The 25,809-nt window shown below is 67.6% G+C and carries 25 protein-coding genes; 12 read left to right on the forward strand and 13 right to left on the reverse strand.

All coding sequences use genetic code 11. The features are described 5' to 3' along the window. The first annotated feature begins 6 nt into the window (after window positions 1–6). Genes BOSE127_RS17120 through BOSE127_RS17140 form a run of 5 tightly spaced genes read left to right on the forward strand, consistent with a single transcriptional unit; the run spans window position 7 to window position 3,530 of the window. Window positions 7–369 carry a hypothetical protein gene (locus BOSE127_RS17120; protein ID WP_159558302.1) on the forward strand — a complete coding sequence of 121 codons (363 nt, stop codon included), beginning with the start codon at window positions 7–9 and terminating at the stop codon, window positions 367–369. Further along, window positions 366–656: a hypothetical protein gene (locus tag BOSE127_RS17125; RefSeq protein WP_159558303.1), complete on the forward strand. Its 291-nt coding sequence runs from the start codon at window positions 366–368 to the stop codon at window positions 654–656. Before BOSE127_RS17120 ends, BOSE127_RS17125 begins: the two co-directional genes overlap by 4 nt. Beyond that, a complete protein-coding gene (locus BOSE127_RS17130) occupies window positions 653–1,189 on the forward strand; it encodes a hypothetical protein (RefSeq protein ID WP_159558304.1) in 537 nt (178 codons plus the stop codon). Before BOSE127_RS17125 ends, BOSE127_RS17130 begins: the two co-directional genes overlap by 4 nt. Beyond that, window positions 1,189–2,862, forward strand: a complete 1,674-nt coding sequence (locus BOSE127_RS17135; RefSeq protein ID WP_159558305.1) for a type IV secretory system conjugative DNA transfer family protein — start codon at window positions 1,189–1,191, stop codon at window positions 2,860–2,862. The genes BOSE127_RS17130 and BOSE127_RS17135 overlap by 1 nt, the downstream gene beginning before the upstream one ends. Further along, window positions 2,859–3,530: a hypothetical protein gene (locus tag BOSE127_RS17140; protein WP_159558306.1), complete on the forward strand. Its 672-nt coding sequence runs from the start codon at window positions 2,859–2,861 to the stop codon at window positions 3,528–3,530. Before BOSE127_RS17135 ends, BOSE127_RS17140 begins: the two co-directional genes overlap by 4 nt. Window positions 3,531–4,213: 683 nt before the next feature. Here the strand turns inward: BOSE127_RS17140 and mobF are convergent. Further along, complete coding sequence (mobF, locus tag BOSE127_RS17145) at window positions 4,214–8,866, reverse strand: MobF family relaxase (RefSeq protein ID WP_159558307.1); 4,653 nt, start codon at window positions 8,864–8,866, stop codon at window positions 4,214–4,216. 188 nt (window positions 8,867–9,054) lie between these two features. Between mobF and BOSE127_RS17150 the strand changes: the two genes are divergently transcribed. The 3 genes from BOSE127_RS17150 to BOSE127_RS17160 are packed head-to-tail and all read left to right on the forward strand — an operon-like array spanning window position 9,055 to window position 10,393. Beyond that, the gene (locus tag BOSE127_RS17150) at window positions 9,055–9,438 is read left to right on the forward strand and encodes a hypothetical protein (protein ID WP_159333572.1); all 384 of its coding nucleotides are present in this window, start codon (window positions 9,055–9,057) and stop codon (window positions 9,436–9,438) included. Then, window positions 9,435–10,148 carry a hypothetical protein gene (locus BOSE127_RS17155; RefSeq protein ID WP_159147488.1) on the forward strand — a complete coding sequence of 238 codons (714 nt, stop codon included), beginning with the start codon at window positions 9,435–9,437 and terminating at the stop codon, window positions 10,146–10,148. Before BOSE127_RS17150 ends, BOSE127_RS17155 begins: the two co-directional genes overlap by 4 nt. 47 nt (window positions 10,149–10,195) lie before the next feature. Further along, window positions 10,196–10,393: a hypothetical protein gene (locus BOSE127_RS17160; protein ID WP_159558308.1), complete on the forward strand. Its 198-nt coding sequence runs from the start codon at window positions 10,196–10,198 to the stop codon at window positions 10,391–10,393. Between the two features lie 329 nt (window positions 10,394–10,722). On the opposite strand, the gene BOSE127_RS17165 is transcribed toward BOSE127_RS17160, so the two are convergent. The 7 genes from BOSE127_RS17165 to BOSE127_RS17195 form a co-directional block, all read right to left on the reverse strand. Beyond that, window positions 10,723–11,223 carry a hypothetical protein gene (locus BOSE127_RS17165; protein WP_159558309.1) on the reverse strand — a complete coding sequence of 167 codons (501 nt, stop codon included), beginning with the start codon at window positions 11,221–11,223 and terminating at the stop codon, window positions 10,723–10,725. After that, window positions 11,223–11,792, reverse strand: coding sequence for a hypothetical protein (locus tag BOSE127_RS17170; protein WP_159333583.1), 570 nt, complete (start codon window positions 11,790–11,792; stop codon window positions 11,223–11,225). Before BOSE127_RS17170 ends, BOSE127_RS17165 begins: the two co-directional genes overlap by 1 nt. Window positions 11,793–11,898: 106 nt before the next feature. Next, the gene (locus BOSE127_RS17175; protein ID WP_159558310.1) at window positions 11,899–12,348 is read right to left on the reverse strand and encodes a hypothetical protein; all 450 of its coding nucleotides are present in this window, start codon (window positions 12,346–12,348) and stop codon (window positions 11,899–11,901) included. 5 nt (window positions 12,349–12,353) lie between these two features. Further along, window positions 12,354–12,602, reverse strand: coding sequence for a glutaredoxin domain-containing protein (locus BOSE127_RS17180; RefSeq protein WP_159147484.1), 249 nt, complete (start codon window positions 12,600–12,602; stop codon window positions 12,354–12,356). Window positions 12,603–12,958: 356 nt separating this feature from the next. After that, window positions 12,959–13,399 (reverse strand): hypothetical protein, encoded by a 441-nt coding sequence (locus tag BOSE127_RS17185; RefSeq protein WP_159558311.1) that lies wholly within the window; start codon window positions 13,397–13,399, stop codon window positions 12,959–12,961. A gap of 110 nt (window positions 13,400–13,509) precedes the next feature. Next, on the reverse strand, window positions 13,510–14,061 hold the full coding sequence (locus BOSE127_RS17190) for an LPD29 domain-containing protein (protein ID WP_159558313.1): 552 nt from the start codon (window positions 14,059–14,061) through the stop codon (window positions 13,510–13,512). Window positions 14,062–14,143: 82 nt separating this feature from the next. Continuing rightward, the gene (locus BOSE127_RS17195; RefSeq protein ID WP_139179847.1) at window positions 14,144–14,350 is read right to left on the reverse strand and encodes a hypothetical protein; all 207 of its coding nucleotides are present in this window, start codon (window positions 14,348–14,350) and stop codon (window positions 14,144–14,146) included. A 364-nt stretch (window positions 14,351–14,714) separates the two neighbouring features. Between BOSE127_RS17195 and BOSE127_RS17200 the strand changes: the two genes are divergently transcribed. Next, window positions 14,715–15,065 carry a hypothetical protein gene (locus BOSE127_RS17200; protein ID WP_156155421.1) on the forward strand — a complete coding sequence of 117 codons (351 nt, stop codon included), beginning with the start codon at window positions 14,715–14,717 and terminating at the stop codon, window positions 15,063–15,065. A gap of 246 nt (window positions 15,066–15,311) precedes the next feature. Here the strand turns inward: BOSE127_RS17200 and BOSE127_RS17205 are convergent, their stop codons facing one another. From BOSE127_RS17205 to BOSE127_RS17220, 4 genes are all read right to left on the reverse strand, one after another. Then, a complete protein-coding gene (locus tag BOSE127_RS17205) occupies window positions 15,312–16,793 on the reverse strand; it encodes a ParB/RepB/Spo0J family partition protein (RefSeq protein WP_159558315.1) in 1,482 nt (493 codons plus the stop codon). A gap of 104 nt (window positions 16,794–16,897) precedes the next feature. Further along, window positions 16,898–17,275 (reverse strand): DUF3846 domain-containing protein, encoded by a 378-nt coding sequence (locus BOSE127_RS17210; RefSeq protein ID WP_159558317.1) that lies wholly within the window; start codon window positions 17,273–17,275, stop codon window positions 16,898–16,900. A 563-nt stretch (window positions 17,276–17,838) separates the two neighbouring features. Then, window positions 17,839–18,114 (reverse strand): hypothetical protein, encoded by a 276-nt coding sequence (locus BOSE127_RS17215; protein ID WP_159558319.1) that lies wholly within the window; start codon window positions 18,112–18,114, stop codon window positions 17,839–17,841. Then, on the reverse strand, window positions 18,114–18,398 hold the full coding sequence (locus tag BOSE127_RS17220; protein WP_159558321.1) for a hypothetical protein: 285 nt from the start codon (window positions 18,396–18,398) through the stop codon (window positions 18,114–18,116). The genes BOSE127_RS17215 and BOSE127_RS17220 overlap by 1 nt, the downstream gene beginning before the upstream one ends. Before the next feature lie 63 nt (window positions 18,399–18,461). Here BOSE127_RS17220 and BOSE127_RS17225 point away from each other — a divergent pair, with 63 nt between their 5' ends. After that, window positions 18,462–18,764: a hypothetical protein gene (locus BOSE127_RS17225; RefSeq protein ID WP_159558323.1), complete on the forward strand. Its 303-nt coding sequence runs from the start codon at window positions 18,462–18,464 to the stop codon at window positions 18,762–18,764. A 470-nt stretch (window positions 18,765–19,234) separates the two neighbouring features. Here the strand turns inward: BOSE127_RS17225 and BOSE127_RS17230 are convergent, their stop codons facing one another. Then, a complete protein-coding gene (locus tag BOSE127_RS17230) occupies window positions 19,235–19,486 on the reverse strand; it encodes a hypothetical protein (protein WP_159558325.1) in 252 nt (83 codons plus the stop codon). A 1,163-nt stretch (window positions 19,487–20,649) separates the two neighbouring features. Between BOSE127_RS17230 and BOSE127_RS17235 the strand changes: the two genes are divergently transcribed. Then, entirely contained in the window at window positions 20,650–22,374 is a 1,725-nt protein-coding gene (locus BOSE127_RS17235; RefSeq protein ID WP_159558329.1) for a sigma-70 family RNA polymerase sigma factor, read from the forward strand. A 338-nt stretch (window positions 22,375–22,712) separates the two neighbouring features. Beyond that, window positions 22,713–25,809: DUF7507 domain-containing protein (locus BOSE127_RS17240; RefSeq protein WP_159558331.1), on the forward strand; the 3,097-nt coding region annotated here is incomplete at its 3' end.

Genomic DNA, 25,809 nt, shown 5'->3' on the forward strand with positions numbered 1-25,809 from the left:
ATGACGATGACCGACAAGCCCGTTGACACGGCTCCCTCCGACGCACCGCGGTTCGGGTTGACCCGCACCCGCCTGGTGTTCCTCGTCCTCGCCGCGGCGCCCATGATCGCCGGCATCGGCTGCGGGATCGAGTCGTTCCGCGCAGGGTGGCAGTCCTACGTGCCGTACTGGGGCGCCGCGATGCGGGCCGTTCCGGCCAACGACACCGCCACCGCCTGGTGGATCGCGGGCGTGGCGGCAATCTGCGTCGGCGCCGGAACGGCGATCAGTGCCACAGCGCCGAAGCCGTTCGTCGCCGCCGCGTCGATCGCCGGCGTCTACGGCGTGATGACCGCGCTGTTCTTCCTCCTGCTGGCGGCGATCGCATGAAGCGGCCGACAGTCCCTGAGCCGCGGGCGACGGTGCGGCGTGGTCGCCTGGCGATCGCGCGGCTGTGTCTGCTCCTCGGCGCCGTCTGCGGGATCGCCGCCACCCTGGTGGGGCTGCCCGTCGTGCAGCTACTTCCGGGCGGCCCTGCGACGGAACCGGAGCTGCACCTGACCGCTCAAGCGGTGTGGGCGCTGCTCGGCATCGCCCTCCTCATCGCCGGCAACGCGCTCGTCGTCGCCGAGTTCAACCGCATCGACTGGGAATGGCAGCTGGAGGACCTCCTATGACCCCGATCCCCACGGAGTGGGACATCACCCACACCTGCGGGCACACCGTCCGTAAGAACCTCTCCAACAAGCCCGCCGGCCAGCGTGCAGGCACGGCGCGGTGGTTCGCGAAGAACCGTCAGTGCCCCGCGTGCGAAGCGGAACAGCGGGCCGCGGAGGATGCCGAGTTCCGCGCGGAAGCCGAGCGGGATGGCATGCCCGAGTTGATCGGCAACGACGGCGCCGTGCGGTGGGCGGTGCGGATCCGGCAGGAGTTCCTGCGGGCATCGTTCCGCGAGCTCGTCGAAACGAACCTGGTCGACGCGGCGGTGTTCCAGCGGGACGTGCTCGAGGCAGCGCGCCGTGTGACGGCGGCGCGGTGGTGGATCGACAACCGGGAGATCGCCGCCGCCGACCTGCCCGAACTGCTCGCCGAGCCCGGCCCCGGCGCCATCGCGAGGACGCGGCCACCGGCCGGTCCTGGAGCCGCATCATCCGAACCAGCACCCGCCGCCGGCAGGGTGTCGTTCTTCGACAAGAAAGCGAACCGCTGATGGACACGCTCAAGGAACTCTGTGCCACGGTGCAGGTGTACGTGTGGCTCGCCGTCGTGGTGGTCGCGGCTTGGACCGGACTGCACATCGCATCCGTCCAGGATCCGAAGGTGCGGGATCTGTCGTGGAACCCGCTCGACGTCGCCATGGACGCGTTGAAGGGCCGGTTCCGGATGCCGGAGAGCGGCATCGTGTTCGCCATCGGCGCCGTCATCGTCGCCGTGGTGATCCTCATGGTGCTCTGGTTCGCCCTCCCGGCGATCTGGCACAAGGTGTTCGGGCCGTCGAAGCCGAAGGCGGAGGAAGGTTTCGCCGGCGTGCAGGAGCTGCAGGACCGCGCCGAGATCGGGTACAAGGTCGAGACGACCGCGCCCTACGCCTACATGGGTGACCACCCGATCCGCGCGACGACCGAGGACGTGGCCACCGTCGTAGCACCACCCCGGTCCGGCAAGACGATGCGCCTGGTCATCCGGCTGATCCTCAAGGCGTTCGGTCCGGTCGTGTCGACGTCGACGAAGCCCGACGTCGTCCGGCTCACGGCCTGGCTCCGGGCCAAAGTCGGCACCGTGCACGTGTTCGACCCGGAGGGCGTGACGAACTGGCCGACCCGGGTGAAGTGGGACATCGTCGCCGGGTGCGAGTCCGCGAAAGAGGCCACCCGGCGGGCGAAGACGATCATCGCGGCCCGTCCGCTCGCGGATGCCGGCAACGCGAAGTTCTTCGCTGGCACCGCGCAGAACGTGCTGCAGTGCCTGCTGCACGCAGCAGCACTGGGTGGCCACTCGATGCGCGACGTCGTGCTGTGGTCGAAGGACTTCTCGATCGACACCCCCTACGACGTACTGCGGGAGCACCCGGACGCGAACCCGGGGTGGCTGTCCGACCTGCGTCGGTTCTGCCGATCCGAGGCTCACGACACGGTCGACAGCACCGACATGACTCTCCGCCTGGCGTTGGAGACCCTGGCGCTCGAGGAGATCCTCGACGCCGTCTGCCCGAAGGACGGCGACCCGGTGTTCGACGTCGACGCGTTCCTCGAGTCGACCGACACGCTCTACCTGCTCAGCGAGTCTGGAGAAGCATCGCTCGCGGCGCCCGTCATCACCGCGCTGGTGTCCACGATCGAGCGGCGCGCGAAGGCGCACGCGACGAAGTACCGCAACGGACGCCTGCCGAAGCCGTTGACGCTGGTCCTCGACGAGGTCGCGAACATCGCCCCGATCCCGGGCTTGCCGGCGCTCGTCACCGACGGCGGCGACCGCGGCATCATCACGTGGTCGTTCCACCAGGACCCCAAGGACGCCGAGACCCGATGGGGGAAGGCCGGCGGGAACAAGATCCTGAAGTCCTCGAACATCCTGATGGTCCTGGGCGGGATCAAGGACGACGACTATCTGGAGAGCCTGTCGAAGCTGTGCGCGGAGAAGGAAGCCGAACGCATCGGCACCACTGAGTCGGTCAACGGCATGTCCACGTCGACGTCGACGATCAAGGAACGCGTGATGACCGCCGGCGCGATCCGTCAGCTCGAGCCCGGCAAGGGGATGCTGTTCTACCGAGAGCTGCCGGTCGCGATCGTCGACCTGCCCGGCTGGTGGGAAGAGGACGACAAAGCTGCGATCGAAGAGGGCCAGAACTGGGCCTTCGAGCAGGAAGGGATCGCAGCATGAGCGACGTCGACGGCGCAGCACCGGAGCAGGGCGAGAACACCGGCGAGAGCGGAACGCCGCTGACGCCGGAGGACCGGATCCACGCACTCGAGCAGCTCGTCGTGCCCATGTTCAAGGACTGGGCCAGCCGCGACACCGGCGAAGACGACGGACCCGCTGTCGGGACCGCGGGCGCCGTCTCCGAGACCGCCGAAGAGGACGCCGGCGGCCCCTGGGCCTGGGACCGCGTGAACGATGAGCGACGGCAGGCACTCGCGGGCGAACTGACCGCGTTCGTCACGTACCTGACGGACCGGTACCTCCGGCACCTCAGCGCGGAAACGTACCCGTTCGCGGCCCGCTGGTTCGAGAACCCGATCGCGGTGGAGATCCTCACCGGCGTGATGGTCGCCCACCAGGCGGTCTACACCGACTACAAGACCGAGCCGAGCCGGGACCTCGCGGACTGGCACGAACACATCCTCTGGCCCGCACTCGATCGCATCAGAGCGCTCGCGCTGTTCCCGAACGGCGAGATCAAACCACGGAGCCGGAACGTCGACGTCGACGACGACGCACGGGCGTTCCTCGCCGGCGAGCTCGCCGATGACGACGCGGCGCCGGCGGCGGACGCGCCGACGGCCGCTGACCTCCATAGCGCTCCGACCGGACCGATCACGCTGCCGTAGTTGGGACGGAACCGCGACGTTTTACAGGCGGGAGAAACAACGGGAGACGCCCCGTGCAGTTTGCACGGGGCGTCTCGTTGTCTACGTTCACCACACCGTATGGATGTTTTCCAACCAGTTCCACGCTGCGTACGCGTAAGACGCGGCGGTAACTATGGAAGTTATGACGGTTATGATTTGCACGAACTCGTTCGTGATTTTCAAACCGTAATAACGTAGGCATCCGCGGACGCGTGTAGTACGGTGGAGCCACGGAATCGGACCCGGTTCAGGGCTGAACACAGTCATGACGTGGAACTTTCCGCCAGCGGTACGCTCCGCCGTGACAAGTGAAGGCGTACCACTGGGCTTGTTAGAGCAGCCGCCCCAGCCGAGTGCTGGGGCGTTCTGCTGCACCAGGTGCATTCCTAAGATACAGCCGCCCCCGCACATCGGAGGAGGGTTGTGCAAGAAAGTCTTGTACCCGGGTACATCCCCTTGGGGCCTTTAGCTCGACTCAATAACGGCCGATCCGCGTGTTTCTGCGGAAGTGCCCCCGGATGAGTCGAGGCACCTAACAGGGAATGCGAATTGCACGCCCCCTCGCCGTGATGCACGTTGGGCGTGTCGTTCCGGGCGAGGACCCGTCGGCGGGCGGATGATGACCGCGGCGCGTGCGGCCTGCTCGGCGTTGGTGCCGCTGGTCAGAGGCGGGGTCCCCGGCGCTGGTCCTGCTGCTGCCGCTGTCGTTCGGCGGCTTCCTGCTGCCTGCGGACCTGCTCGGCGCGCTCCTGCGCAGCCGCGGCAGCGGCGGCACGCTGCTCGGCGGTCTGGTCAGCCTGCTGCGCTGCCGTCTGCCGTGCACGGAGCTCGGCGGCGAGCCGTGCGACCTCGTCGGCGGCCGACGCCGGCGTCGGCGCCGGCGCCGGCGTCGCCGGCGTCGCCGGCGTCGCCGGCTTCTCGACGGGTTCCACCGCGGGAGTGGCCACCGGAGGATCCGCAGGACCGTCGCCGGGGCTGACGGCCTTGGGCACGCCTGCGGCGCGCTCGGGGGCGTCCGCGGCCGCGGTGCGGTCGGTCGCCGGCGGGGCCGCTTCGACAGTCGTCTCGGCCACGGGAACGGGGCCGGCGGTGTTCCGTTCGGCGCCGTCGCGATCGCGCATCCATCCGGTGCGGCGGAGGTCCTCGTGGGCCTGGTCCGCTTCCGCGAACGCGTGCCGGCTGTCGCGGTCGACCATTCCCGGGTCTGGAAGGCGGTAGGCCTCGTCGGGGATGCCGTTGGCGTCGCGGTACGTGGCGACGGTGGCGACCTGCTCGCGCCAGGTGTCGCGTGCGTCGCCGTCGGCCGGTTGCATGCCGTACTGCGCCAACCAGGCCGGCCTCTGCTCGAGGAGCCGGTCGACGTCGACGACGACCGCCGTCTCGGGCAGCGTGGCGGTCGACGTCGCGGCCGTGCGTGCGGTCGGGTCGATGCCCATGCGCTCGAGGGCTTCCGCGGACGCCTGCTCACGCGCCAGGCGGTCCTGCTGGGTACGGATGTCGAGCCCTGCTGCGCGGGCGTCCTTCCATGCCTGGACGGCGTGGGAGCCGCGGGGTTCCTCGCTGAGGACGGCTTCGCTCGCGGGGACCTCGAACGCTTCCCGGTACGCGACGATACGGCCCATGTTCTCCCGCCACCGCTCCGCCTGCGCGGGGTCCGCGGGGATCTGCCCGAATGGTTCCGCCCACGCCGGCGGTTCGGCAACGACCTGGTCGACGAGGGAGGTGATGCGGTCGCGCATCAGCTCCTGCTGGCCGTGGAGCCAGGTCCGGACCTCGGGTTCGCCGATGCGGTCGTTGAACGGCGTCACCCACTTGGGCAGCCCTGGCACGGGTTCGAGGTCGGTGCCGATCGCGGTGACCGGTCCGAGCCGGTACCAGTAGACGCGCGCCGGCGACTGGATCGGGGAGATCTCGTCGAGATCCCGTGGACGGACAAGTCCCTGCAGCCGAGTGTGGAGTGCGGTGCCGGCGAGATCGTGGTCGACGAGGCGCGCGGCGAATGTCGACCAGGCTTCGTCGTTGATGATGTTCCCGGCGAGCTCAGCGGGAAGCGCGTCGCAGACGGCCTTCTCGGCGCGCTCGAGTGCCTTCGGGTCGAGTGCTGCGACGCGGCCGTGGTCGTACTGCGGCAGCAGCGTCGTGAGGGAGTGCGCGTTGTCCTGCTCGGCCCGCAGCGTCTCGGTGGCGCTCTTGGTCGCGCCCTCGCGGCCGAGGACCTGCTCGAGGGCGCCCCGGATCGAGTTCTCCCGCTCGTCGTCGGTGTGGCCGGAGGAGTCGAGTGGCTTGTCGATGACGACGTAGAGGCGGTTCTGCTCCTTGGCGCGGGTGCTGTCGACGTAGAGCTCTTCGCGGGTGGTGCGGTCCGGGTCGATCACCGCCCCGCCGGTCGAGACGGTGTCGCCCTGGGTGCCGTGGCTGGTGCGTGCGTAGCCGAGCTGTACGTGCTCGTCGACGTACTCGAGCGGAAGCGTGACGGTGCCGCCGTGTACGTGCGACTTCGCCATCACGCCGTACGGGCCGACGGCCGTCACGGTCCACATGGCGTTGTTGGTGACCCAGTCCTTGCCTTGGTTCACCCGAAGCGATCGGTCCGTGTTGCGGGTCAGGATGATGTCTCCGGTGCCGACGGTGTTCCCGTCGGCGAGAAGCCGGCCGTCCTCCTGCACCTGGCCTTGCGCGACGCGGTCGGCGCGGGCCCGGGCGTTCAGCGCGGACACTTCCTCGTTGGTGCCGGCGATCATCAGCGACGACTTCCCGGCGGTCGTGTCGGCGTGCCAGTCGGTGTAGATCCGGTCCATGACTTCGTCGCGGGTGCCGGCGAACACCCGGCCGCGCTCGATGTAGAAGTCGAGGCCGGTGGTGTCGCCGGTGCGGAGTTTCAGGGAGGCGGCGGCTTCAGCGGTGGCGTGCTCGCCGGTGAAGCGGTGCACCTCTTCCAGGCGGGTGACGTCGGTCTCGCGCTCGAGGAGGCGCAGGACACCGCCGGCGCCGATGGCGCCGTGCTGCGCGGGGTCGCCGAGGGGACGGAGCGCGGCGCCGTGCTCGTCAGCGAGGGCGAGGAGACGTCCCATGAGCGGTGTGCCGGCCATGGATGCTTCGTCGACGAGGAGGAGCGTGTTCGCGTCGATGCGGTGCTGCTCTGCCACCGGTCGTCCGCTGCGCTTCGCGTTGGCGTGGGCCTGCAGGAGCATGTCTGCGGTGTCCGCGGTCGTGCCGAGCTCGCGGCCGAGAACTTCCGCTGCCTTGCCGGTGGTTCCGAGCGCGAGGACGCGCCCGCCGCCCGCCTCGACGGCGTAGATCGTGGCGCGCATGGCGGTGGTCTTGCCGGTGCCGGCAGGGCCGATACCGGTCTCGATCCGGTGGCCACCGGTCGCGAACTGCCGTGCCAGCTTGATCTGGCCGGCGTTGAGCTCGTGCTGTCCGTCGGCGATCGCGCGGTCGTTGAACCGACGCATCGCGTCGTCGAACGCCTGCTGCTCCATCGCGAAACCACCCCGGGTGCGGGCAGCATGGAGGATCGCATCTTCGGTGCGGAGGGTCTTCTCGGAAGTGAACTCCTCGGCACGGTGGATCCGGAAGACGCTCTCACCGTTGCTGCGCTGCAGCTGCGCCGGCGTGGGGTTCAGCTCCGGCGGAGTGAGGGAGATCGACCGCTGCACCGCGGCGGCGGTGATGTCGCGGGTGAGGGCCTGGACGTCCTGCCCGCTGGCCTGCGCGACGCGGCGCGCGACGCGCTCTGCCTCGGCCTGCAGGTGCGAGTCCTTCCACGTCGAGCGGTCCTGCTCAACCCGCGTGACGACCAGATTCCCGAGCTGCTGCACGCTCTGCCCGGCAAGCAGATCCTGCGCCGGCATCGCGTTCGACTGAGCGACGATGCCCGCCGCCCACCCGTCGACATGCACCTTCTCGGAGGCAGAACGACGCCACTCGGTGACCTGGTCCTGCTCCGACGACGGCGGTGCTTTGTGGTCACGGGTGGCGAGGTTCGCCTGCTCGTAGAGCTTGTGCTGGATGTTCTTCGGCGGGGTGTGGCCGTGGGCGGCCACGTACTCGTCGACGAGCTCCGCGTACGCCTGCTCGATCCCGACGCGGCGTGAAGAGAAGCCCTCGCGGAGGCTGCGATCGACGCCCATGATCTCGCGAACGTCACGCTTGCCAGCGCCCCGGGACTCGTCGACGAACTGCACACCGAGACGGTTCCGCAGCTCCTCCTCGACAAGGGAGTTGTACCGCTCGGAGGCAGCGACGCCGAGGCGGTGCAGCATGCGCCCATCGAGCGATCGCCACTTCCCATCGACGCCCTCGACCTTCGTCGAGACGGCGACGTGGGTGTGCAGGTCGGGGTCACCGGTGCGGGAGTCGCGGTGCTCGAACGCAGCGACAAGGAGGCCCTTCGTTTCGACCTGCGCGACGCCGCCGGCGCCGGTGCGGGTGAACGCTGCTTCCTCCTGCAAGAACGTCATCGCACCCTGCCATGCAGCCTCGTGGGAAGCGTGCACCTCACGTGCGATGTGCGCCTCACGGGGGTCGTTCCGGTCCGCCAACGCCCACAGCAGGGAGACCGACTTGACCGGGCTGAACACCAGGTCGTAGCCCGCGACCGGCTGGCGAGGCGGGGTGCCGCGCTCGGTCAGGAACCGTGCGACCTCACCTGCCGTGGCCTCGCGGCCGAGCGCACCGCGCAGGTGATCGGCGGCGAGGTTGTGCTTCACCAGGTCGCGTTCCGGACCGGTCTCGGGGTTCCGGCCGACCTCGTCGCGGAACCCCTGGTAGCCGCGGGAGACCTGCTGCTTCCAGTCCGGAACACGGAGCGCGACGAACCAGGACACCTCGTCCGACGTGGCCGGGCGACGCAGTGACTTCTGCAGCATGGCGAACGCGACGTCGGCCTTGATGCCGGACAGTTCGGCGTCGGCAGGGGCGCGGTGGTTGTCCCGCTCGAACGCGACGGACGCGGCGTGGATCTGCACCTGCCACTCGGTGTCGGGGTCGTTCGTGGTCATGAACCGACGGCCCAGCCGGGCAGCGTCGATGGCCTCGGAGGCGGACGCGCCGGCGGCGATCTGCTCCTGGATGAAGGCGGTTGCGTCAGGGCGCAGCCCCTCTCCGAAGAGGGCCTGCATCTGCTCTGCGGACACCTGCCCGGACACCCCCAGGGAGGCCAGGCCGTTGCCCCACCACTGGCCGGGCTTGGCACCCTCAGCGGTGTAGTAGTCCGTGAGGTCTTCGCTTCGCCGGACCTGCTGATCGCCCGCCGCAACCTGGTTCGTCAGATATGAGTATCCGTCACCTGCGTGCAGGACGTGCACCGTCATCACGAGCGATCACCTCCTCCCACACACCCACCGTAGCGGCTTTTGGAGGGCCACACACTGTTAGTGCAAGAGGTGTGTAAGTTCGATAGTGTTCAGAGTAGGCGGACGGTCAGACTGCGGAAGCACCACGAGGAGCAACCGTTGCGGACGCTGGAACTCGTTGAGGGGACGGACGAGAGGACAGGACCATGGCTCGAACCAGTACCAAGAAGGACAACCGAGAACGAGCACGTCAGCGCCGGGCAGAGCTCGATGCAGAGCGCGCCCAACGTGACGCCGCGATCGAAGACGCCGCATCAACGTTCTTCGACGCCAACGACGCACGCGACGAACTCCTCGCCAAGCTCGACGCGATCGACCTCGACCGCGCACTCGCAATCCAGGCGCTCGTGGAGCTGAAGGAAACCAACCCGCGCATCGCCCAGCTGCTTGACATTCCGGCGGCGGAAGTGCGCCGACTGCGCGAGCTCGGCGCGAGCGCGGCCCCGGTAGCGGTGACGGCGAGCAACGGAGGCGCGGCCGGTGCGCCTGACGACGTCGAGCGAGACGACCCTCACGAGGAGGCAGCATGAGTGCCGCACGGTTCGTGCAGGACCCGGCCATCGAACGACTGATCGGCGATGAGACTCGTGCTTCGCTGGAGCGGACCGTTGAACCGGTCGGCGACTGCCTCATGTGTGGCAAGCAGCTCGGCACTGGTCCCCTCCGGCTGAGTGCGCAGAAGTCAGAACTGAACCCGGTCGTCGCCGCGATCCACGCGACATGCGGTGGTGGAGTGCTCCCCGGCACAGGCGTGCTCATCGTCCCGCCGTCGACCTGGCTTGCGGGCGCGTTCGTTATCGACGGCCGCCCACCTGGCCTCCTGAACAAGCTCTTCAACCGACGGGCCTACCTGCCGGTCATCGTCGTGAAGCCGAGCTGCGACGTCTTCTCCCTGACCCGGGTCGATGGCGGTTGGGGTGACTCACTCGCGTATTACGAGAGCCGCGGGTTCCGCTCATTCGATGACGCACTCGCAGGGGGCGACACTACTGACGAGAAGGCGCTACCGGTGACCGTGCGGCTGGCGCGGGACGAGGTGTCTGCGACGATCCTCGTCGACACCTTCACGTCCGATGCCAACCCGCGGCTCGGCGCCGGTATCGACGCCGCCGGCGGAGCATTCGTCGCCCTCACCGCTGAGCCATTCCCGTCGTTCGGACACCCCGGCCGCGTCGACGGAGTCATGACCGGACGCACCGTCTTCCGGTGGATCCCGGACGGCGAGATCGAACGCGTGTGACGCGCACCAGACCACGTCCGATAGAAGTACAAAACGAGGGGGACACCATGGCAAAAATGAGCGCCGGCGACACAGTGGTCGCGGTCAAGGACATCGGCGGGCTACTGCGTGAGCACATCCCGAAGGGCTCGAAGGGCGTTGTCACGAAGGCGTCGTGGGGCGAGTACAAAGTGCTCTTCACCATCGAGCGCTGGCACGGCGACAAGAAGGTCGAAGTCAGAGTCGAGCCCGACGAGGTCGCGTAGCACCAAAGGCGAGGACTGCCTGCTAGCCGTTAGCAGTGCAGTGCTCAAAACCGCAGTGATGTAGGAGGGTGACGATGGGCGCACGGGCTGCGATGGTTATCACCTGCGACGAGGCTGGCTGCGACCAGGTCGTCGTCCCAATGGCCGGCGTCGACGACAACAGCAGCCGCACCGAAGCACGCGCCTACGCACGCGAGCACGGGTGGACGACCGCCGACCGCTCCCCCAGCTGGACCGACCTGTGCCCAGCCCACACCGCCGCCCACCGAGCAGCCGCGTCGGCTGTCGCCGGGGGCCGGGGTGGGGCTTCTGACCGTTAGGGGTCGGGGCTACCAGAGCGTGGGAGTGTCCGACGCGATGCCGGTCCGGCACGCGCGGATCGCGGCCTCGTCCCAGCCGTGATCGCGGAATGCGGCGCGGAGCTCGCGGGACAGCGCGACCCGTTCGCTGCGTTTCAGTCCGGCCATCCGGATCGCGGTCGCACCGTTCCGGTGCCGGCCGCGCTGCACCCGCTCGAGCATGTTCCCCCGGTGCGTCCCCGGCGCCAGATGCGACACCGCAGAGTCGACGTCGACGTGCACGCACAGCGGCACGTCGCACGTATGCAGGAGCAGCGTCGACGGGTGCAAGGCGATGCCGGTGAGGTGCTCGTAGAGCCACCGCTGCGGCCGCATTGCCCGCTGGCCACCGCCCGGCTGCGGCACCCAGAACCGGCCGTAGCCGTCGTCACCGACAGCGCCAGTCCAGATCCAACAGTCCGACGACGACGGGCCCTGCTCCACGTGGGAGAAGAAGCGGTCGACGGCGGGCGTGGGGTGCGGTCCGGCCATCACTCGCCCCACTCGTGCCGCTCGGCGATCACGGCGCGTACGTCTCCAGTTACTGCGACCGCGATGCCGCGGGAGAACATGTCCCCGTCGGTCCTCGGGTCAGTGAGGCGGTAGACGTAGCGTGCGCGGCTACGGGCAACGTTGCCGAGCACGTGCGCGTGCGCCGGGTCGGTGGTGAAGAAGTAGACCGCGCGACGAGGTAGCGCGAACGGGCGGTCGGCGCGCTGTACGCAGGACCGCAGACGACACCGGCGATGGTCGAGGGTGACGGAGTCGCCGACCTCCCACCGCCTGGCTGTGACGTGCCAGATGCCTTCAGCTGATCCCAACACTGCATCCGCATCGGGAGTTCGCCGGTACCCCTGCGCGTACGCAGTGACGGCAGGAGTGAGAAGCGCCAGCACCAGAGTGCAAGCGCCCGCGATCACGGCGAGGGTGACAGCGCCGACGACCATGGCGATGCAGAACAGTGCCGCACCCGCGAGCATGAACGCGAGCTCTACCAGAAACGCCGCAAGCCCCGCCCTGCCGTTGGTCGTTGCTTTCGTCTGCTGCCACAGCGAGGTCACGACGCGAGCCCTCGAAGTGGTTCTGGAACGCCGGAACACACGGCCCACGTGTCGGTGTCATACGCGGGGAGCTCTGCCGCGGTGTTCATGGTTCTAGTCTCCGTGCTCAGGCGCGTGCGCCGGCGTACTGGGGGAACATGCGGTCCATCGTCGCTTCGTGGCGGGCGGCACGGTCGTCCTCACCGCGGGCGCGGGAGATCTCCGCGAACGTCGGACCCGACGCGGTCGGCTCTGCGGGGGCAGGGCGACGGCACATCTCGGCGTAGTACCGGTCTGCGTCGTGCTCGGCCTGCTCGAGGCGGGCCCGCAGTTCGAGGACCTCGGCCATGAGCTTTGGGGTGGCCATCTGGAACCCGACCATGTAGCCGGCCTCCCACACCTGCCGCTGCTCGTCGGTGAGTTCCCACTCGCGGACGTGCTCGGTCGGGTCAGCGGTGGCGGCGTCGATCGCGCGGAACGCGGCCACGGTGTCACCTGCGTAGAGCTCGTCGACGGCGTCGCGGGCGGACTGCTGCACGATGTCAGGGCGGCCGGTGGTCTGACGCTCGAGGGTCATCGTCATCACGCGGCCGCGCTCGAGGCGAGTTCGCCGATATTGTCGGGGCGGAACCCGCTCCAGGAGCCGGTCTCCGTGTCGGTGACGACGATCGGGGCGTTGGTGCCGAGGGTGGTCTTCCACTCTTCGATCTGCGCCTGGTCGACGTCGTCGAGGATCACCTCGGTGTACTCGATGCCGGCGGAGTCGAGAGCGCGCTCGGTGGCCTTGCACATGCCGCAGAACCCGGACTTGGTGTAAACCGTGATGCTCATCGAAATCACCTTTTCGTAAAGTTTGTGATGCCGGGGGCCCCTCCCCCGTTGCATGCTTCTATTCTATAACGCGCGGGCCTATATCGGTACCCTTTTCCGCACATTCTTTGAACCTTTTTCTGCCGGTCGGCACACCTGTTGTCATCGTATGCATGCGCATTGTTTGGCACCAGGGCATGACGTTTACGAACGTACGGCTGGGGCATCGATAACAGCGGGAGGGCTGGGAATCCCCCGGAGCATGAACGCCGTGCTGCTATTACTGCCACCCGACAGGAATAGCGTTCCATGCATTCTCTGGCTGTGTCGTCCCGGCGCTTTTCACGATGTCGGAGACCCCCACCGCCGGCCGCGGCTCAGCCCGTGACGGGGTGCGGGGTACTGGTCGCGGTGGTGGCCACGGTGACGTCGTCGTGGTCGCACTCCCAGAACACGGATCGGATCTCGTCGGCGATCGCGTCGGGCAGTTGCTCGTTCGTCCATGCCGTCGACGGGAACGACACAGTGACGGTGACCGTGGTCATGGGTTCGGTGGAGGACGGGCCGTGTCCGGCCCCGCCCCACTCGTACTGCCAGGCGAAGCCGACTTCACCGGTGGGGCCGCCGCCGTGGACGTCGAATGCGGCGCGGTGTTCGTCGTCGGTGTGGTTCGGGCGGCGGCTGCAGTGCCATTCGAGGCCGCCGACGTCGTACGTCGTCGCTGCGCACTCGGCGCCGGTCGGGTCGAGGTCCGCGGCGGGAGCTGCCGGGTCGATCTGCTCGCCGATGGTGGCGGGGCGTTCGTAGGTGATGTGCATGAGGGGCGTTCCTCTCTAGGCTCCGTGGCCGGGTGCCCGCTTGGTCGGCGGTCGCACCCTGTGGGAAAGGGGCCGCGTCGCCGTCGCTATCGGCGGCGCGGCCCGTCCGGCTACGCGTGGGCCGGGGTGGAGGTGAGGTCGGTGTGCTGCAGCAGGAACCGGACCGCGGACCATGCCGGGAGTTGCGGACGGTCCCAGGCGTGGTGTCCGTCGTTGAACTCGCAGCCCTGCCCACCGGTGATGTCGCGGCCCTCGACGAGCTCGCCGGCGTCGTCGCAGAGGATCAGGTGCGGCATGTTGCTGGACTCGCGGATGATCCGCTGTGCAGCGAGGTGCCCGGCGGCGGTGAAGTCGCGTGAGGTGTTGATGCCGTCGCAGCCGTACAGGACTTCGGTCGGCATCTCCCCCGGTTTCCCGGCAACCAGGGTGGTCCCGTGGTCGGTGTAGGTGTCGGTCATGCCGTCGAACGAGCGGCCCTCGTACTTGCCGCAAATGTCGTCGACCTGGGCGCTGGTGGGGCCGTCCTCGTGGTGGACGTTGATCCACGCGGACGCTGTGCCGGTGGAGCAGCGCACCGAGAAGCGGACACCGGGGAACGTGGTTCGCAGTTCCTTCCGGAGCAGGGCGGCGACGTCCTTGGTCGGGATGATGGTGCTGGTCATGGGGTGCCCTTCGGTGGGTGTGATCGGTGATGATGGGTGGAGCGGGAGGGGGCAATTACCGGTTGTCCCCTCCCGCGTTGGATCACTCCGCGGGTGGCGTGTAGGTGATCGTGTCGACGAACGTCGCGAGTTCGATGCCCTCCAGGACGGCCGTGTTCGTGAGCGTCCAGCCCAGCGACGCGGCGGTCTTGAGTTCCGCCTCCCGCTCTCGCAGTGCCGCCGTCCTCGCTTCCGTTGCGTCGTCCGCCTTACTGACCGCGGTGACAATTGTTTCGATCTGATATCGCATTTGTTCTTCCTCTCCCTCTCGTTTTTTTGCCGTGAAGGCGACTTGTCGCCGCTAGGACGGGAGGGTGTAGTGCGGCCCGAAGGGCGGAGGGGGAGAGAATTTCGGCGCGAAATAAGGGAGCGAAGCGACCGCGTGCCGAAAATCTCGGAGGATCCGGCGGCTTGCCGCTTGCGCGGAACCCGGACGGACGTACGCTGCCGAAGGCTTCACGGCAAAGAAACGGGCCGGAGGCCCAGACAGTGCCGGCGAAGCCGGTTCCACCCGGAGCGAAGCGACTCCCGGCCTCTGGCCGGAAGCTCTGGACGTACCTGGCTCCGGCGGGTCCGGCATGGCGGGTGCCGGTGCTGCTGGCAGCATCCGGAGCATGAGAACCCGCCGCGGTGCGCGGAAGGGCCGGCCCAGGAACCAGGGCAACCCGATCGACGTCCTGCTCGAGCAGGACGACACCACTCCCCCGGAATCCGCACCCGCCGGCGTCGACTCAGGCGTTGCTCGGACGATCGAAGTCCTTCACTCGTTCTGGGTGCAGCCGGCTGACCTGGTCCCCTGCTACGTCGACGGGTGCACCGACCCGGCGGAACCGGAGGCTTGGGAACCGGTCGACCTCGACACGGGCGACGAGCTGCCGGGCCGGTTCTGCGACGAGCATCAGCTTGCCTGGATCACCCGCCGGCGTGAGTCGACGTCGCCCAGCGGGGATCTCGTCTCCCCCTGAGCGCTCTTGATCGCGGCGCCGCTCTGCGGTGTCGTCGCGCTGCGAGCTCCGTCGAGCAGCGCCGGGGTCGGGGAGGGGGCGGAGCCCCTTGCCGCGGCGGCGGAGCCGTCGCGCAGCCCACGGACACCAGGACGGCCCGATGGGACACCTGCGGGCCGGGATGGGACATGTTCGGGTCGGGATGGGGCACGAACCGGCGCTGGGTGGGCGTGGGGGCCGCTGGCTGCGACCCCCACGCCGGTTCACCTACTCGGTAGCCGTGTCCGCTTCGGCGTCCTGATCGGTGTTCGCGGTGTCCTCTGTGGCTTCCGTGGCCTCGACTGCGGCGGGTTCCTCGTCGTCGGCGGAGGCGGCGCCGGTGACGATCTGCTCGACGTGGGAGAGGGTGTAGCCCCACGCGACCAACTGGTTGAGGTACGGCACCGCCACGGTGTCCGCCATGCTCCACCCGTACCGGCCGACGCCCGATTCGACCTCGGCGAGGGCGAACGCGAACGCGACGTGCTGCGCCTTCCCGGGGCGCTTGCTGGCCCACTCGGCCGGGTCGGCGTCCTCCGGAACCCCCAGCAGGTCGGTGGCGCGAACCCGGTTGCCGTAGTAGTAGTCCTTCGTCGCGCCGATCAGCACGGACGCGGTCCACCGTGCGGCGTCCTTCGGGAGCGTCTTCGAGCCGACAAGTCCAGCGAGCCAGGTCCGCCGAACCTCGCGTGCGGCGGTCCACTCGTCCTGCAGGCGATTGTTCCGCTCCCGGCGGGCTTCCGCGGCTTCGGCTTCGGCCGCGCGCTCGGCTTCCTGCTCCGGCGTCAACTCGGCCGCGGGGCGGTCGTAGGGGTGCCGGGCGGTGTGCTGCTCCGGGGTGGTGCACACGGCCGTCACTACCGCGCTGTCACCGAGGGGCCGCACGAACACGGCATGCCCCGGGCAGGCGGTGTGGGCGTCCGGTTCGATCGCGGCGAGCGTGGCCCACGGGTCGTCCTCGGACACCGCCTCGTCGGACAGGGTGTCGAGGTACTTCCACCCGGTGGCGTCATCGTCCAGGACGGTGACGCCCTGCTCCCGGTGCTGGTCCGCCACCTTGACGGCTTCCGCTTCGGCGATCTTCCGGTTGCGGTGCTGCTGGGCGACGAACTGCAGTTCGTCGTCGTTGCCCTCGCTGATGTACTCGTTCAGGTCCGCCGTGGCTTCCTCGTCGCCGTCGAACTCGGCCAGCAGCAGGGCCGCGTCGAACGACACCTGCCGGTCGATCACCGCGGCGGTCGCGGCCTCCGACTTCGCCACCGTCAGGGTCGCCTTCACCTGCTCCTTGTTGGTGCCGGTTTCGCGGGCGATCCCGGCGACGGAGAGTCCGGCGAGTTCCAACTGCCGGTAGGCGTTGAGCCGGTCCCCGTCGGTCAGCGCCGTACGGCGCTCGTTGGCGACCAACTGCTCCACGATCCGCGCTGCGGTGCTGTCGTCACGGGCGGTGACGAACACGGGGACGGTGACGGCCGCCTCGCGGGCGGCGAGGACGCGCATCTGCCCGTCGCGGACCACCACGGCCCCGTCAGCGTTCCGGTAGCCGATGCTCGGCAGGAGTACCCCGTGACGCTTCACGGAGGCCAGGAACGCGGGGTCGAGGTCGGCCGCGGTGCGGACGTTGTTCTCGATCACCACGTCCGCTGCGGGGACGTGCACCAGGTCGATGCCCTCGGCGGCGGTGGTGGTCTGGGTGTTCTCGGTCATGGTCATGTCGTTTGCTACGCTTTCCGGTAGTGACCGGGTGCGGGTCCTGGCAATTAGTGGTTGTCGGGAACTCCGCACCCGGTCTTTTCTATGGGTGGGACTGCTGGGTGTTACTGCTGGCGAAGCGCCGCGGTGAGCGCGGCGGACGCGTGCTGGAAGGCGCGCATGACGGCCGTGTACTGATCCGGCGACAGCGACCGGGTGTCCCCGGCTTCGTCGTAGGTCAGGAACAGGACCGTCCCGTACAGCGGCGACGCCGCCCGGGAACGCCCGAGAGCAACCGCCGCGACGGTGGCGAGGTCGTTGCGGCCCCCCGCGTACATACCCTCGTCATCGATCCACGCATCGATCCGGCCGTCGAGGCGAACCACGTCCACCAGGCGGCACCCGATCTGCTCCCGCGTGCCCTGCAGGGTCGACTGCGCCGCGTTCACGACGACGCCCTCAACCGCACCATCTGCGGTCGCTCGAATACCCATCAACTTCATTTCCGTTCTCCTTGTCCCCTCCTCGTTTTTTGCCGAGAAGGCGGTTTACCGCCTAGCGGCCGGGAGGGGCGTGTCTACCCGAAGGGCGGAGGGGGAGAGAATTTCGGCGCGAAATAAGGGAGCTTGCGACCGCGTGCCGAAAATCTCGGAGGAGCCGGCCGCGCCAGCGGCTAGACACGGCCCGGGAGGCTGCTACGAGGGAGCTTGCGACCGAGCCGCCGAAGGCTTCTCGGTGAAAAAACGGGCCGCAGGCCCAGAGCACTGGCCGGCTTGCCGGCTCCCCTCAGACAAGATCAGCCCGCCGAAGGCGGCCCGCTCAGACAGAACAGGCCGCCGCCGGCGGTCCGCTTGGATCCCGCGTGCTCGAGGAGCTCGCCGGCGCGCAGAGGCCCGCGAACGTGAAGCGGCCCCGGCCTGTTGGGGAACAGGGCCGGGGCCGGCTGCAGCTCGAGCGAATTGGGGGGGGCTGCTCGAGCTGCGGGCGCCCGAAGTCACTGGGGGGAATGGTCCGGACGCAGACCATCACGGTACGCACGACCCCCGGTGCCGGCAACCGGGGTCGGCTATGACGTCGCTGAGACCTCCACGCGGTGCTTCACCGCGGCCCGCCACACCCATGCCGCGGTCGCGGCTTGGCCACTCCCCCACTCGATCAGGACAGCGTCACCGGTCGCGGCGATCGCCTTCGCTTCCACGCGGCGATCGACACCGCGGTAGGTGCGGATCCACGCCTGCACGGGCGCCGGCGGCACGACGTCGCCCACCGGGCCGCCACGGGCGTCTGCGGGCAGCGACACGGCTTCCTCGGGCACCCAGCGGCCACGCCGGCGCACGCCCATCAGCGGCGCCCCTGCGGCTTCAGAGCCCGCTTCTTGATCCGGTCCATGGGTAACCACACGTGGTGCACGAAGCCCATGTGCACGAGCTGCACGTAGACGACGTCGCCGTCTGCCTGCTCAACGAACCCGGGGCAGGTCTGCGGGCCAGACCGGGTGAACTCGACCCGCACCCACACCGCCGGGTAACCGGACACCCTGTCCGGTGCCGGCGGGGCTGGGATGCCGAGTGGCTGGTCCTCGGGCGGATCGGGGTGGATGGGCGGCGCCCACCGGTGCTCGGGCATGCCACCGATGATGACCGCGGCCGCCGACACCGCAGGAGCGGATCGCGCTGCGAGGTTGGATCCATGACCACCGTCCGCGGCACGATCCGCTCCACGAACACCATCACCGCCGACGGCCACGCAGACGACCAGAGCACCGCCCGGGCCCGCGCCGTCGACGGCCTGGAGCGCACCGGGTACGACGTCGCGCAGACGAACACGCTGAGCTCGACCGCGGCCGGGAACATCACCGTCCGCGCCGTCGCCCGGTCGACCGAGATCCAGCCACACGAAGCATCCGGGCCGAACTACGACGCCGCCCTGAAGGCCTACCTGCAGTCAGTCCCCGACGGGTGGATCAGCCTCGGCATCACCGTCGACGCCTGACTTCGATGGTCGCTACTTCAGTTGAGCTGGTCCCAATGCACCGCGTGCAGCGCATCCTCCACTGTCGCAGCAGGGTTGCCCGTCGCACGCACACTGTCGGTAGGCCCCACTCCCTCCACTAGGACCGAGTATCGGAATGAACCGGCATACTCTCCCTGATCCGAAATTGTAAGCGTCAGCGGACGGGACTCCCCATTGCGGTAAATCGTGAAGCGACGCTCCTCCCAAACCTCGTCAGCGTCGGCGATTCTCTCGATAAGTGAACGAACTTCAGTAGCCATATGGTGAGGCTAGCCGGTGGAAGTAGTCTTGTGTGCTCTCCGTCCGTGGAGATTCAAGGGAGCGCGCGGCTGGCCCCCACGAGCACGCTAGCTCGATGCCGGCCCCTTGGGGCCGGTTGACCTCAAAGATGAAGCTACGACAGCCACCCAGTCTCCCTCGCTGCCGCAGCTGCAACCGTTGCTAGCTCGCTAACGAGCGACTACGCGGTAGGGGGCCGGGCTCGATACAACCACCCAGAATCTTCTCTTCGCGTCAATCCCGTTGGCCACGACAACCTCGGCCCACGTCCCGTCCGACTGCTGCGCGTACACGTTGATACTCACCCGGCCGTTCGCGCGCCAACGCGTCTCCTGGTAACACCACTCGCCCGTGCTGAGCGGCACGAAGTCAGCAGAATCGATCGTGCAGTCGAACGGCTTGGCGTCCAGGTACTGCAGCACGATGCTGACGGCAGTGATCAGAACACCGGTGCACGCGAGCCACCAAACCCCACCACTGCTCGCCGCAACAACTGCGCCCAATAGGCCGAACCCAAGCCATGCAAACCTCACCATCGGTCAAGACTGCCTGCTTTCGATTCTCACTGTGCCGTCTCAGTAGCCGATCGGTTACCGCACACGTGCGGCCGTTTCTGGAGCCCGCCAGGTGTAGGCAGCTTCGCTCTGTGTCGTCCTTCTGGTGGTGTTCCGTGTCCGGATCGCGTCCCGTGGCGGCCTGGTGAGCGGGCTCGCACGCGTGGCAGATGCGGTTCGAGAGCTGGAGCTGGAGCTCGAGCTGGAGCTGGAGCTCGAGCTAGAGCTGAAGCTGGAGTGGCCTCGGTGTCGCCGCGATGCACGGCCGTCACGACGCGCTCGCGGCTGGCAGGGGGATTGGTCTGCCGCCGACGCCGAAGGAGCTCTCCGGGCAGCGACTTGATCGGCGGCAAAAAAGAAGTCTGAGACTCGCGTCATAGTGCGCGTTCTTCGTGGTCCCCTGAGTACGTCACACACAGCTGCCCTGGCTGTGTGTGGCCGCTCCTGATTGGGGATCAGGGGCTTCCCTTGGTGCTGGTTTGGGTGAGCCGGCGCTTTGGTACCGCCTCACCGGCATTCGGGTGGTGAGGCGGTACCTCTTCCTAGATGAAGGCCGAGGCCATGGCAGAACCAATCGCACGCAGCGCAGGCGGCACCGCTGTGGGCGGTGCGCGGCTGGAGGGGACCGGGGCGCAGCTGCTCTTCCTCACCATCGGCACGAGCATCGCCCTCCTGCTGGTTGGGCTTGTTCTGCTCAGATTGCTTCAACGGTGAACTACATTGCTTCGTCGCTTCACGTCATGCTCTCCCGCCGCCGGCGTCCATCGACTATGAGTGCAAAGTCATCAGCAGAGGCAAACGGAAGTTCCCACGTCGAACTGTTTTTCAGCTTGACTACGAACGAGCCGATCCGCGTGTGGTGCGACTGTCCGATGGGGGAACTCCATACCTACGATGAGTGGGTTGATCGATTTCAGCACCCGAGCCGACGACGGCCTCGGGCACCCGCGGCTCCTCCGCCCCCTGACGCACTCTGATCCCCAAACCATCCTCACCTCTCGGGTGTGGTGCCCGAACTTTTAGGAACGATGATGAGCGACCTGGGCCCAATGGGTGAAGCCACTGGTGCGCCTCTGAAACCGGACCACATCCTCGTCGACGAAGCGCGCGCTGGCGATCGAAGTGCTTTCGCGGAACTGTGGAGCCGACACTCCCAGGCTGGTCTGCGCCTGGCACGTACCATCACGCAGCAGTTCGACGCCGATGATCTAGTTTCGGAGGCATACCTCAAGGTCCTTTCCGCGGTGATGAACGGCGGGGGCCCGACAGGCCCGTTCCGGCCGTACCTCTTTGTCACGATTCGGAATATCGCTGTCTCGTGGTCGAGGAAACGGCGTGAAGACAACCTGGATGCTGCGGAAGCAGTGCCTGACCCCCGGGCAACGGATGCGCCGATCCTTGCGGCACTTGACGCTGACCTCACGTTGCGTGCCTTCCGCTCGCTACCGGACCGCTGGCAGGAGGTGCTCTGGTTCACCGAGGTGGACGCACTCGCCCCAGCGGAAGTCGCTGGCAGGCTCGGCTTGAGCGCAAACAGTGTCGCAGCGCTGTCATACCGTGCTCGTGAGGGCCTTCGCCAGGCCTGGATCCAGATCCACATTGATTCCGCCGGCGCCGGAACGGAACATGCATGGACGCTTGAGCAGGTCGGGAAGAACGCACGGGGTGGGCTGTCGCCTCGGAAGCAAGCAAAGTTCGATACTCATCTCGCCGGATGCCCGGCCTGCACGGTCATCGCTGCGGAGGCTGTCGATACCAGTAACCGCTTCACCAGCGTTCTCCTCCCGCTGGCGGTGGGAGTGACAGGCACCGCTGGGCTCGGATGGGCTGCAAGCATGGGGGAGTCGGGCACGACAGACGGGCCTGACGCTCGAGCGGATATCGCCTCGAGGGCACGTCCGGGCGTCAAGACGATCAGGCACCGACGGGCCGTCGCCGTCGCCGTCGCTGCGACACTTGTGATGATCGTCGGTGGAGTCGGTGCCTGGGCTGCCCGCAGTTCGGATCGCTCCACCGTCGCCGTCGTGACACCAACGGAGACACCGAGCCACGCACTCGACAACGGTGCAACAAGCCCCAAGCCGAGGCGCGAGCGCGCATCTCAAATGCCTGAACCCGCGCCGATATCTCCATCCGCGCCGACGGCGTCGGCCCACGCGCCGACCGTCGCTCCCCTTGGCGACGGGGTACCTCCGGATCCCGCCGACGGCCGCAGCGCTGCTGCTGCGCCCTCTGAGGGTGGAGGAAACGGCCCACAGAACAGTGAGAGCGTCACGATTCCTGTCGCGATCAACAGTGTCGACGTTGGGGGCGGCGCTTTCTACCCGATTGTCACAGGTACTGCCTCGCCGGGGGTAATGGTCCGTTTGTCCGGACAGTCAGGGGTACTAGCATCCGTCGTTGCTGATGCGCAGGGGCGTTGGCGCTCCGGAAGTCTTGCGGTCCCTGCCGGGACTTCCCAGATCACCGCCACCGCCAATGGCACGACTGCGGTCACGAGCCTGACTCTTCGCCAACCAATCGTGTCGACCTCGTTTCGCGGAACCACGATCAGCGTCGGGGTCTCCGGATCCGCCCAGACTGTCTACGTCGCGACCTACGACAACGTACGGATCGGTCGTGCGGCTGCAGCCGCCAACGGCGCCGCGACGATCACGGGAAGCGTTGACATGACGCGCGGTACGCACAGCGTGGTCGTCCGTGCCGACAACGGGACGCGAGTCGGCCCGAGCACGATCGTCACCGTCGCGCTGTAACCCCGTCGCACCCCCACCCGGACCTGCCCACGCGGAGCGCGACATCTTTTTTGAGAACCCGCGTCATAGCTGCGCCATCACGGCGTCCCAGTCCTGATGGCGCTCCGTCATCGTACGGGTCACAGTTCAGTCACAGGTACCGCGTAAAGCGGATAGTCTGGGCTAGTGTCCACCTGGGGTTCTCTGCTGATTCCCAGGGCAATGACCATGACGACCTTGATCCATCGCCTCTTCGGCGGGGCGCGATGGAAGGTCGATGAGCTGATCGGTGACTCATGCGTAATCCGCACCCCCGTTTGATTGTTGACACGCAGCGGAGGCGATACCGTCTGGGCGCATTGGCTGCGCTCTTCGCGCTGGTCCTCGCGATGCTCACGACGATCGGATCCGGTGTGACGAGCCAGGTGGCCCGCGCAGCGGACGCGGTCTGCCTCCCTGGGAACATCACCGTCAACACGTTCAACGGTGCGCAGTCGGTGTTGAACAGGTACTCGTCGACAGGAACGCTCCAGGCGAGCTCACCACTCGTGCAGTCGTATGGAGACATCGGCTTCTCGAGCGACGGCCTCACTCTCTACGGAATCTCCGGGAGCACGCTGTACACACTTAACCCCAACACGGGGGCAGAAACCGCCTCGGTGAACATCTCCGGCCCGCAGCCGACCACGGGCGTAAACAACGCTCTGAGCTCGCTGCCGGACGGGTCGATGCTGTACGCCTCGGGGGGCAGTCCGACCATCTACCGACTGAACCCGACGACCGGGGTTTCATCGCTGTATCCGGCTTCCCTGCCGACTGGGTACAACTCCGCGGGTGACTTCCTCTCCCTCGCTGACGGTGACATCCTCGCCGTGACGGGCAACCCGAACGGTCAGAACGCGTTGGTGCGTATCCACCCGGATAACACCACGACGGTCGTGGGCACCGTTCCCAATTCGTTCGGTGCGGCCCAGAGTGGTGGCAAGATTTACCTTGCTGGATCCACTGGGAATTTCTACGAGGTGGCCTCGATACCGACCGCTGCGTCGAACGCGACCATCCCGACCAAGACGCTGGCGTCGACGGGTCTCCCGTTCGGTGGTGCGACGTCGCAGCAGGACAGTGGGCTGTGCTCGGACCTGCAGGTGACGAAGACTGCTGATCCTGCATCCGGGACGGCACTGCGTGCAGGGCAGACGGTGAACTACACGATCACCTTGTCGAATGCGAACGGTACTGCTCCGGCACAGGTCGACCAGACTGATGCGCTCTCTGCTGTTCTGGATGACGCGACGATCACCACGCAGCCCACTGTGTCCTCCGGTACGCGCCTGACCGTCAGCGCTGTCTCATCCGGCAGCTTCCGGGTCTCCGGAATCATTCCCGCCGGCGGACAGACGGTAGTCACCTATGCGGTCCGCGTGAATAGCCCAGACACGGGCGATCACGTGCTGTCGAACTACGCGATCCCGACCGGCACGGCCACGCCGACGAGCTGCGCGACAACGAACACTGCCTGCACCACGCATCCGGTGGCGGACATTACCGTTACGAAAACCGCTGACCCCTCCGCGCCGTCGGCCTACCGGGTTGGACAGGTCGTGAGCTACTCGTTCAAGGCCACGAACACCGGTGCAACGACGCTTTCGAATGTGAACATCAACGAAACCGCCTTCACCGGTTCCGGGCAGATGAGCGCGGTCTCTCCGTCTTCCGTTGCATCGCTTGCTGCGGGCGCGTCCAGCACGTTCACCGCCTCGTACACACTGACGCAGGCTGACGTGGACCGCGGGACGACCTCGAACACGGCGACCGCGACCGGCACACCGCCCGGTGGTACGCCGTTGACGTCGACTCCGTCCACAGTGACGGTCCCCGCGAACGCTGCTCCGGCATTGACGGTGACGAAGTCTGCCAGTCCGTCGGCGGCTTCGGCGTACACGGTTGGTCAGGAAATCACGTACTCGTTCGTTGTCAACAACACCGGCAACGTGACCCTCTCGGACGTGTCGGTGAACGATTCGGGGTTCACCGGGTCGGGGCAGTTGGGCCCGGTTTCTCCGTCCTCGGTCGCGACGCTCGCGCCGGGAGGGTCGACAACCTTCACCGCGACGTACACGTTGACGCAGGCGGACGTTGACCGTGGGTCCACGTCGAACTCGGCGACCGCGACCGGTACCCCGCCAGGCGGCACACCGGTGGACTCGCCGCCGTCGACGGTGACGGTGCCGGCGAACCCGGCGCCGGCACTGACGGTGGACAAGACGGCGAACCGTCAGCAGATCACGAGTGCTGGACAGTCGATCACGTACTCGTTCAAGGCGACGAACACCGGGAACGTCACGCTGCGCGGAGTGACCGTCGATGACGCAGATTTTTCCGGTACCGGCACCCTCGGCGCGATCTCGCCAGCATCGGTTGCATCGCTTGCGCCGGGAGCGTCGCGAACGTTCACTGCGACGTACACGACAACCCAGGCGGATGTCGACTCCGGTGCGCTGACGAACACGGCCACCGCTTCGGGAACTCCGCCCACTGGTGATCCGGTGACGTCGGGTCCGTCCTCAGTGAGGATCCCGGCGTCGGCAAATCCGTCGCTGTCGGTTGTGAAGTCGGCGAGCCCGTCGGGGCAGAGTTCCTACACGGTCGGGCAGCGGATCACCTACTCGTTCGTGGCGACGAACACCGGCAACGTGACCATGTCGAATGTCACTGTCGATGACTCCGACTTCAACGGCTCTGGTCAGCTCGGCACGCTGACACCGGCCTCGGTTGCGTCCCTGGCACCGGGAGCATCGAGGACCTTCACCGCCACGTACACCCTGACCCAGGCTGACGTCGATCGGGGGTCAACGACGAACTCCGCCACTGCTACCGGTACGCCGCCGGGCAGCGGAACGCCGGTGCCATCGGACCCGTCCACTGTGACTGTCCCGTCGACGCCGAACCCGTCGCTGTCGCTGGTGAAGTCCGCCAGTCCCGCGACTGGTGCGAATGTTGGCGACACCGTCACGTACTCGTTCCGTTTGACGAACACCGGCAACGTGACCCTGACTGACGCAACGGTCAACGAGGGCGCGTTCTCCGGTACCGGTGACCTCTCCGCAGTGGACTGCCCGGTTGCGGCGAATTCGCTTGCGCCGGGAGCATCGGCAACCTGCACGGCGACCTACACGCTGACCCAAGCCGACGCTGATGCGGGTGTCGTTACGAACTCGGCGACGAGCTCGGCGACCACCCCGACCGGTGGAACGGTCGATTCGCCCCCGTCCACTGCGACCGTCACGATCACAGCGGCTCCTGCGTTGACGGTGACGAAGACGGCCAGCCCGTCGGCGGCTTCGGCGTACACGGTTGGTCAGGAAATCACGTACTCGTTCGTTGTCAACAACACCGGCAACGTGACCCTCTCGGACGTGTCGGTGAACGATTCGGGGTTCACCGGGTCGGGGCAGT

The organism is Curtobacterium sp. 8I-2 (genome assembly GCF_902506155.1).
Taxonomy (GTDB): domain Bacteria; phylum Actinomycetota; class Actinomycetes; order Actinomycetales; family Microbacteriaceae; genus Curtobacterium; species Curtobacterium poinsettiae.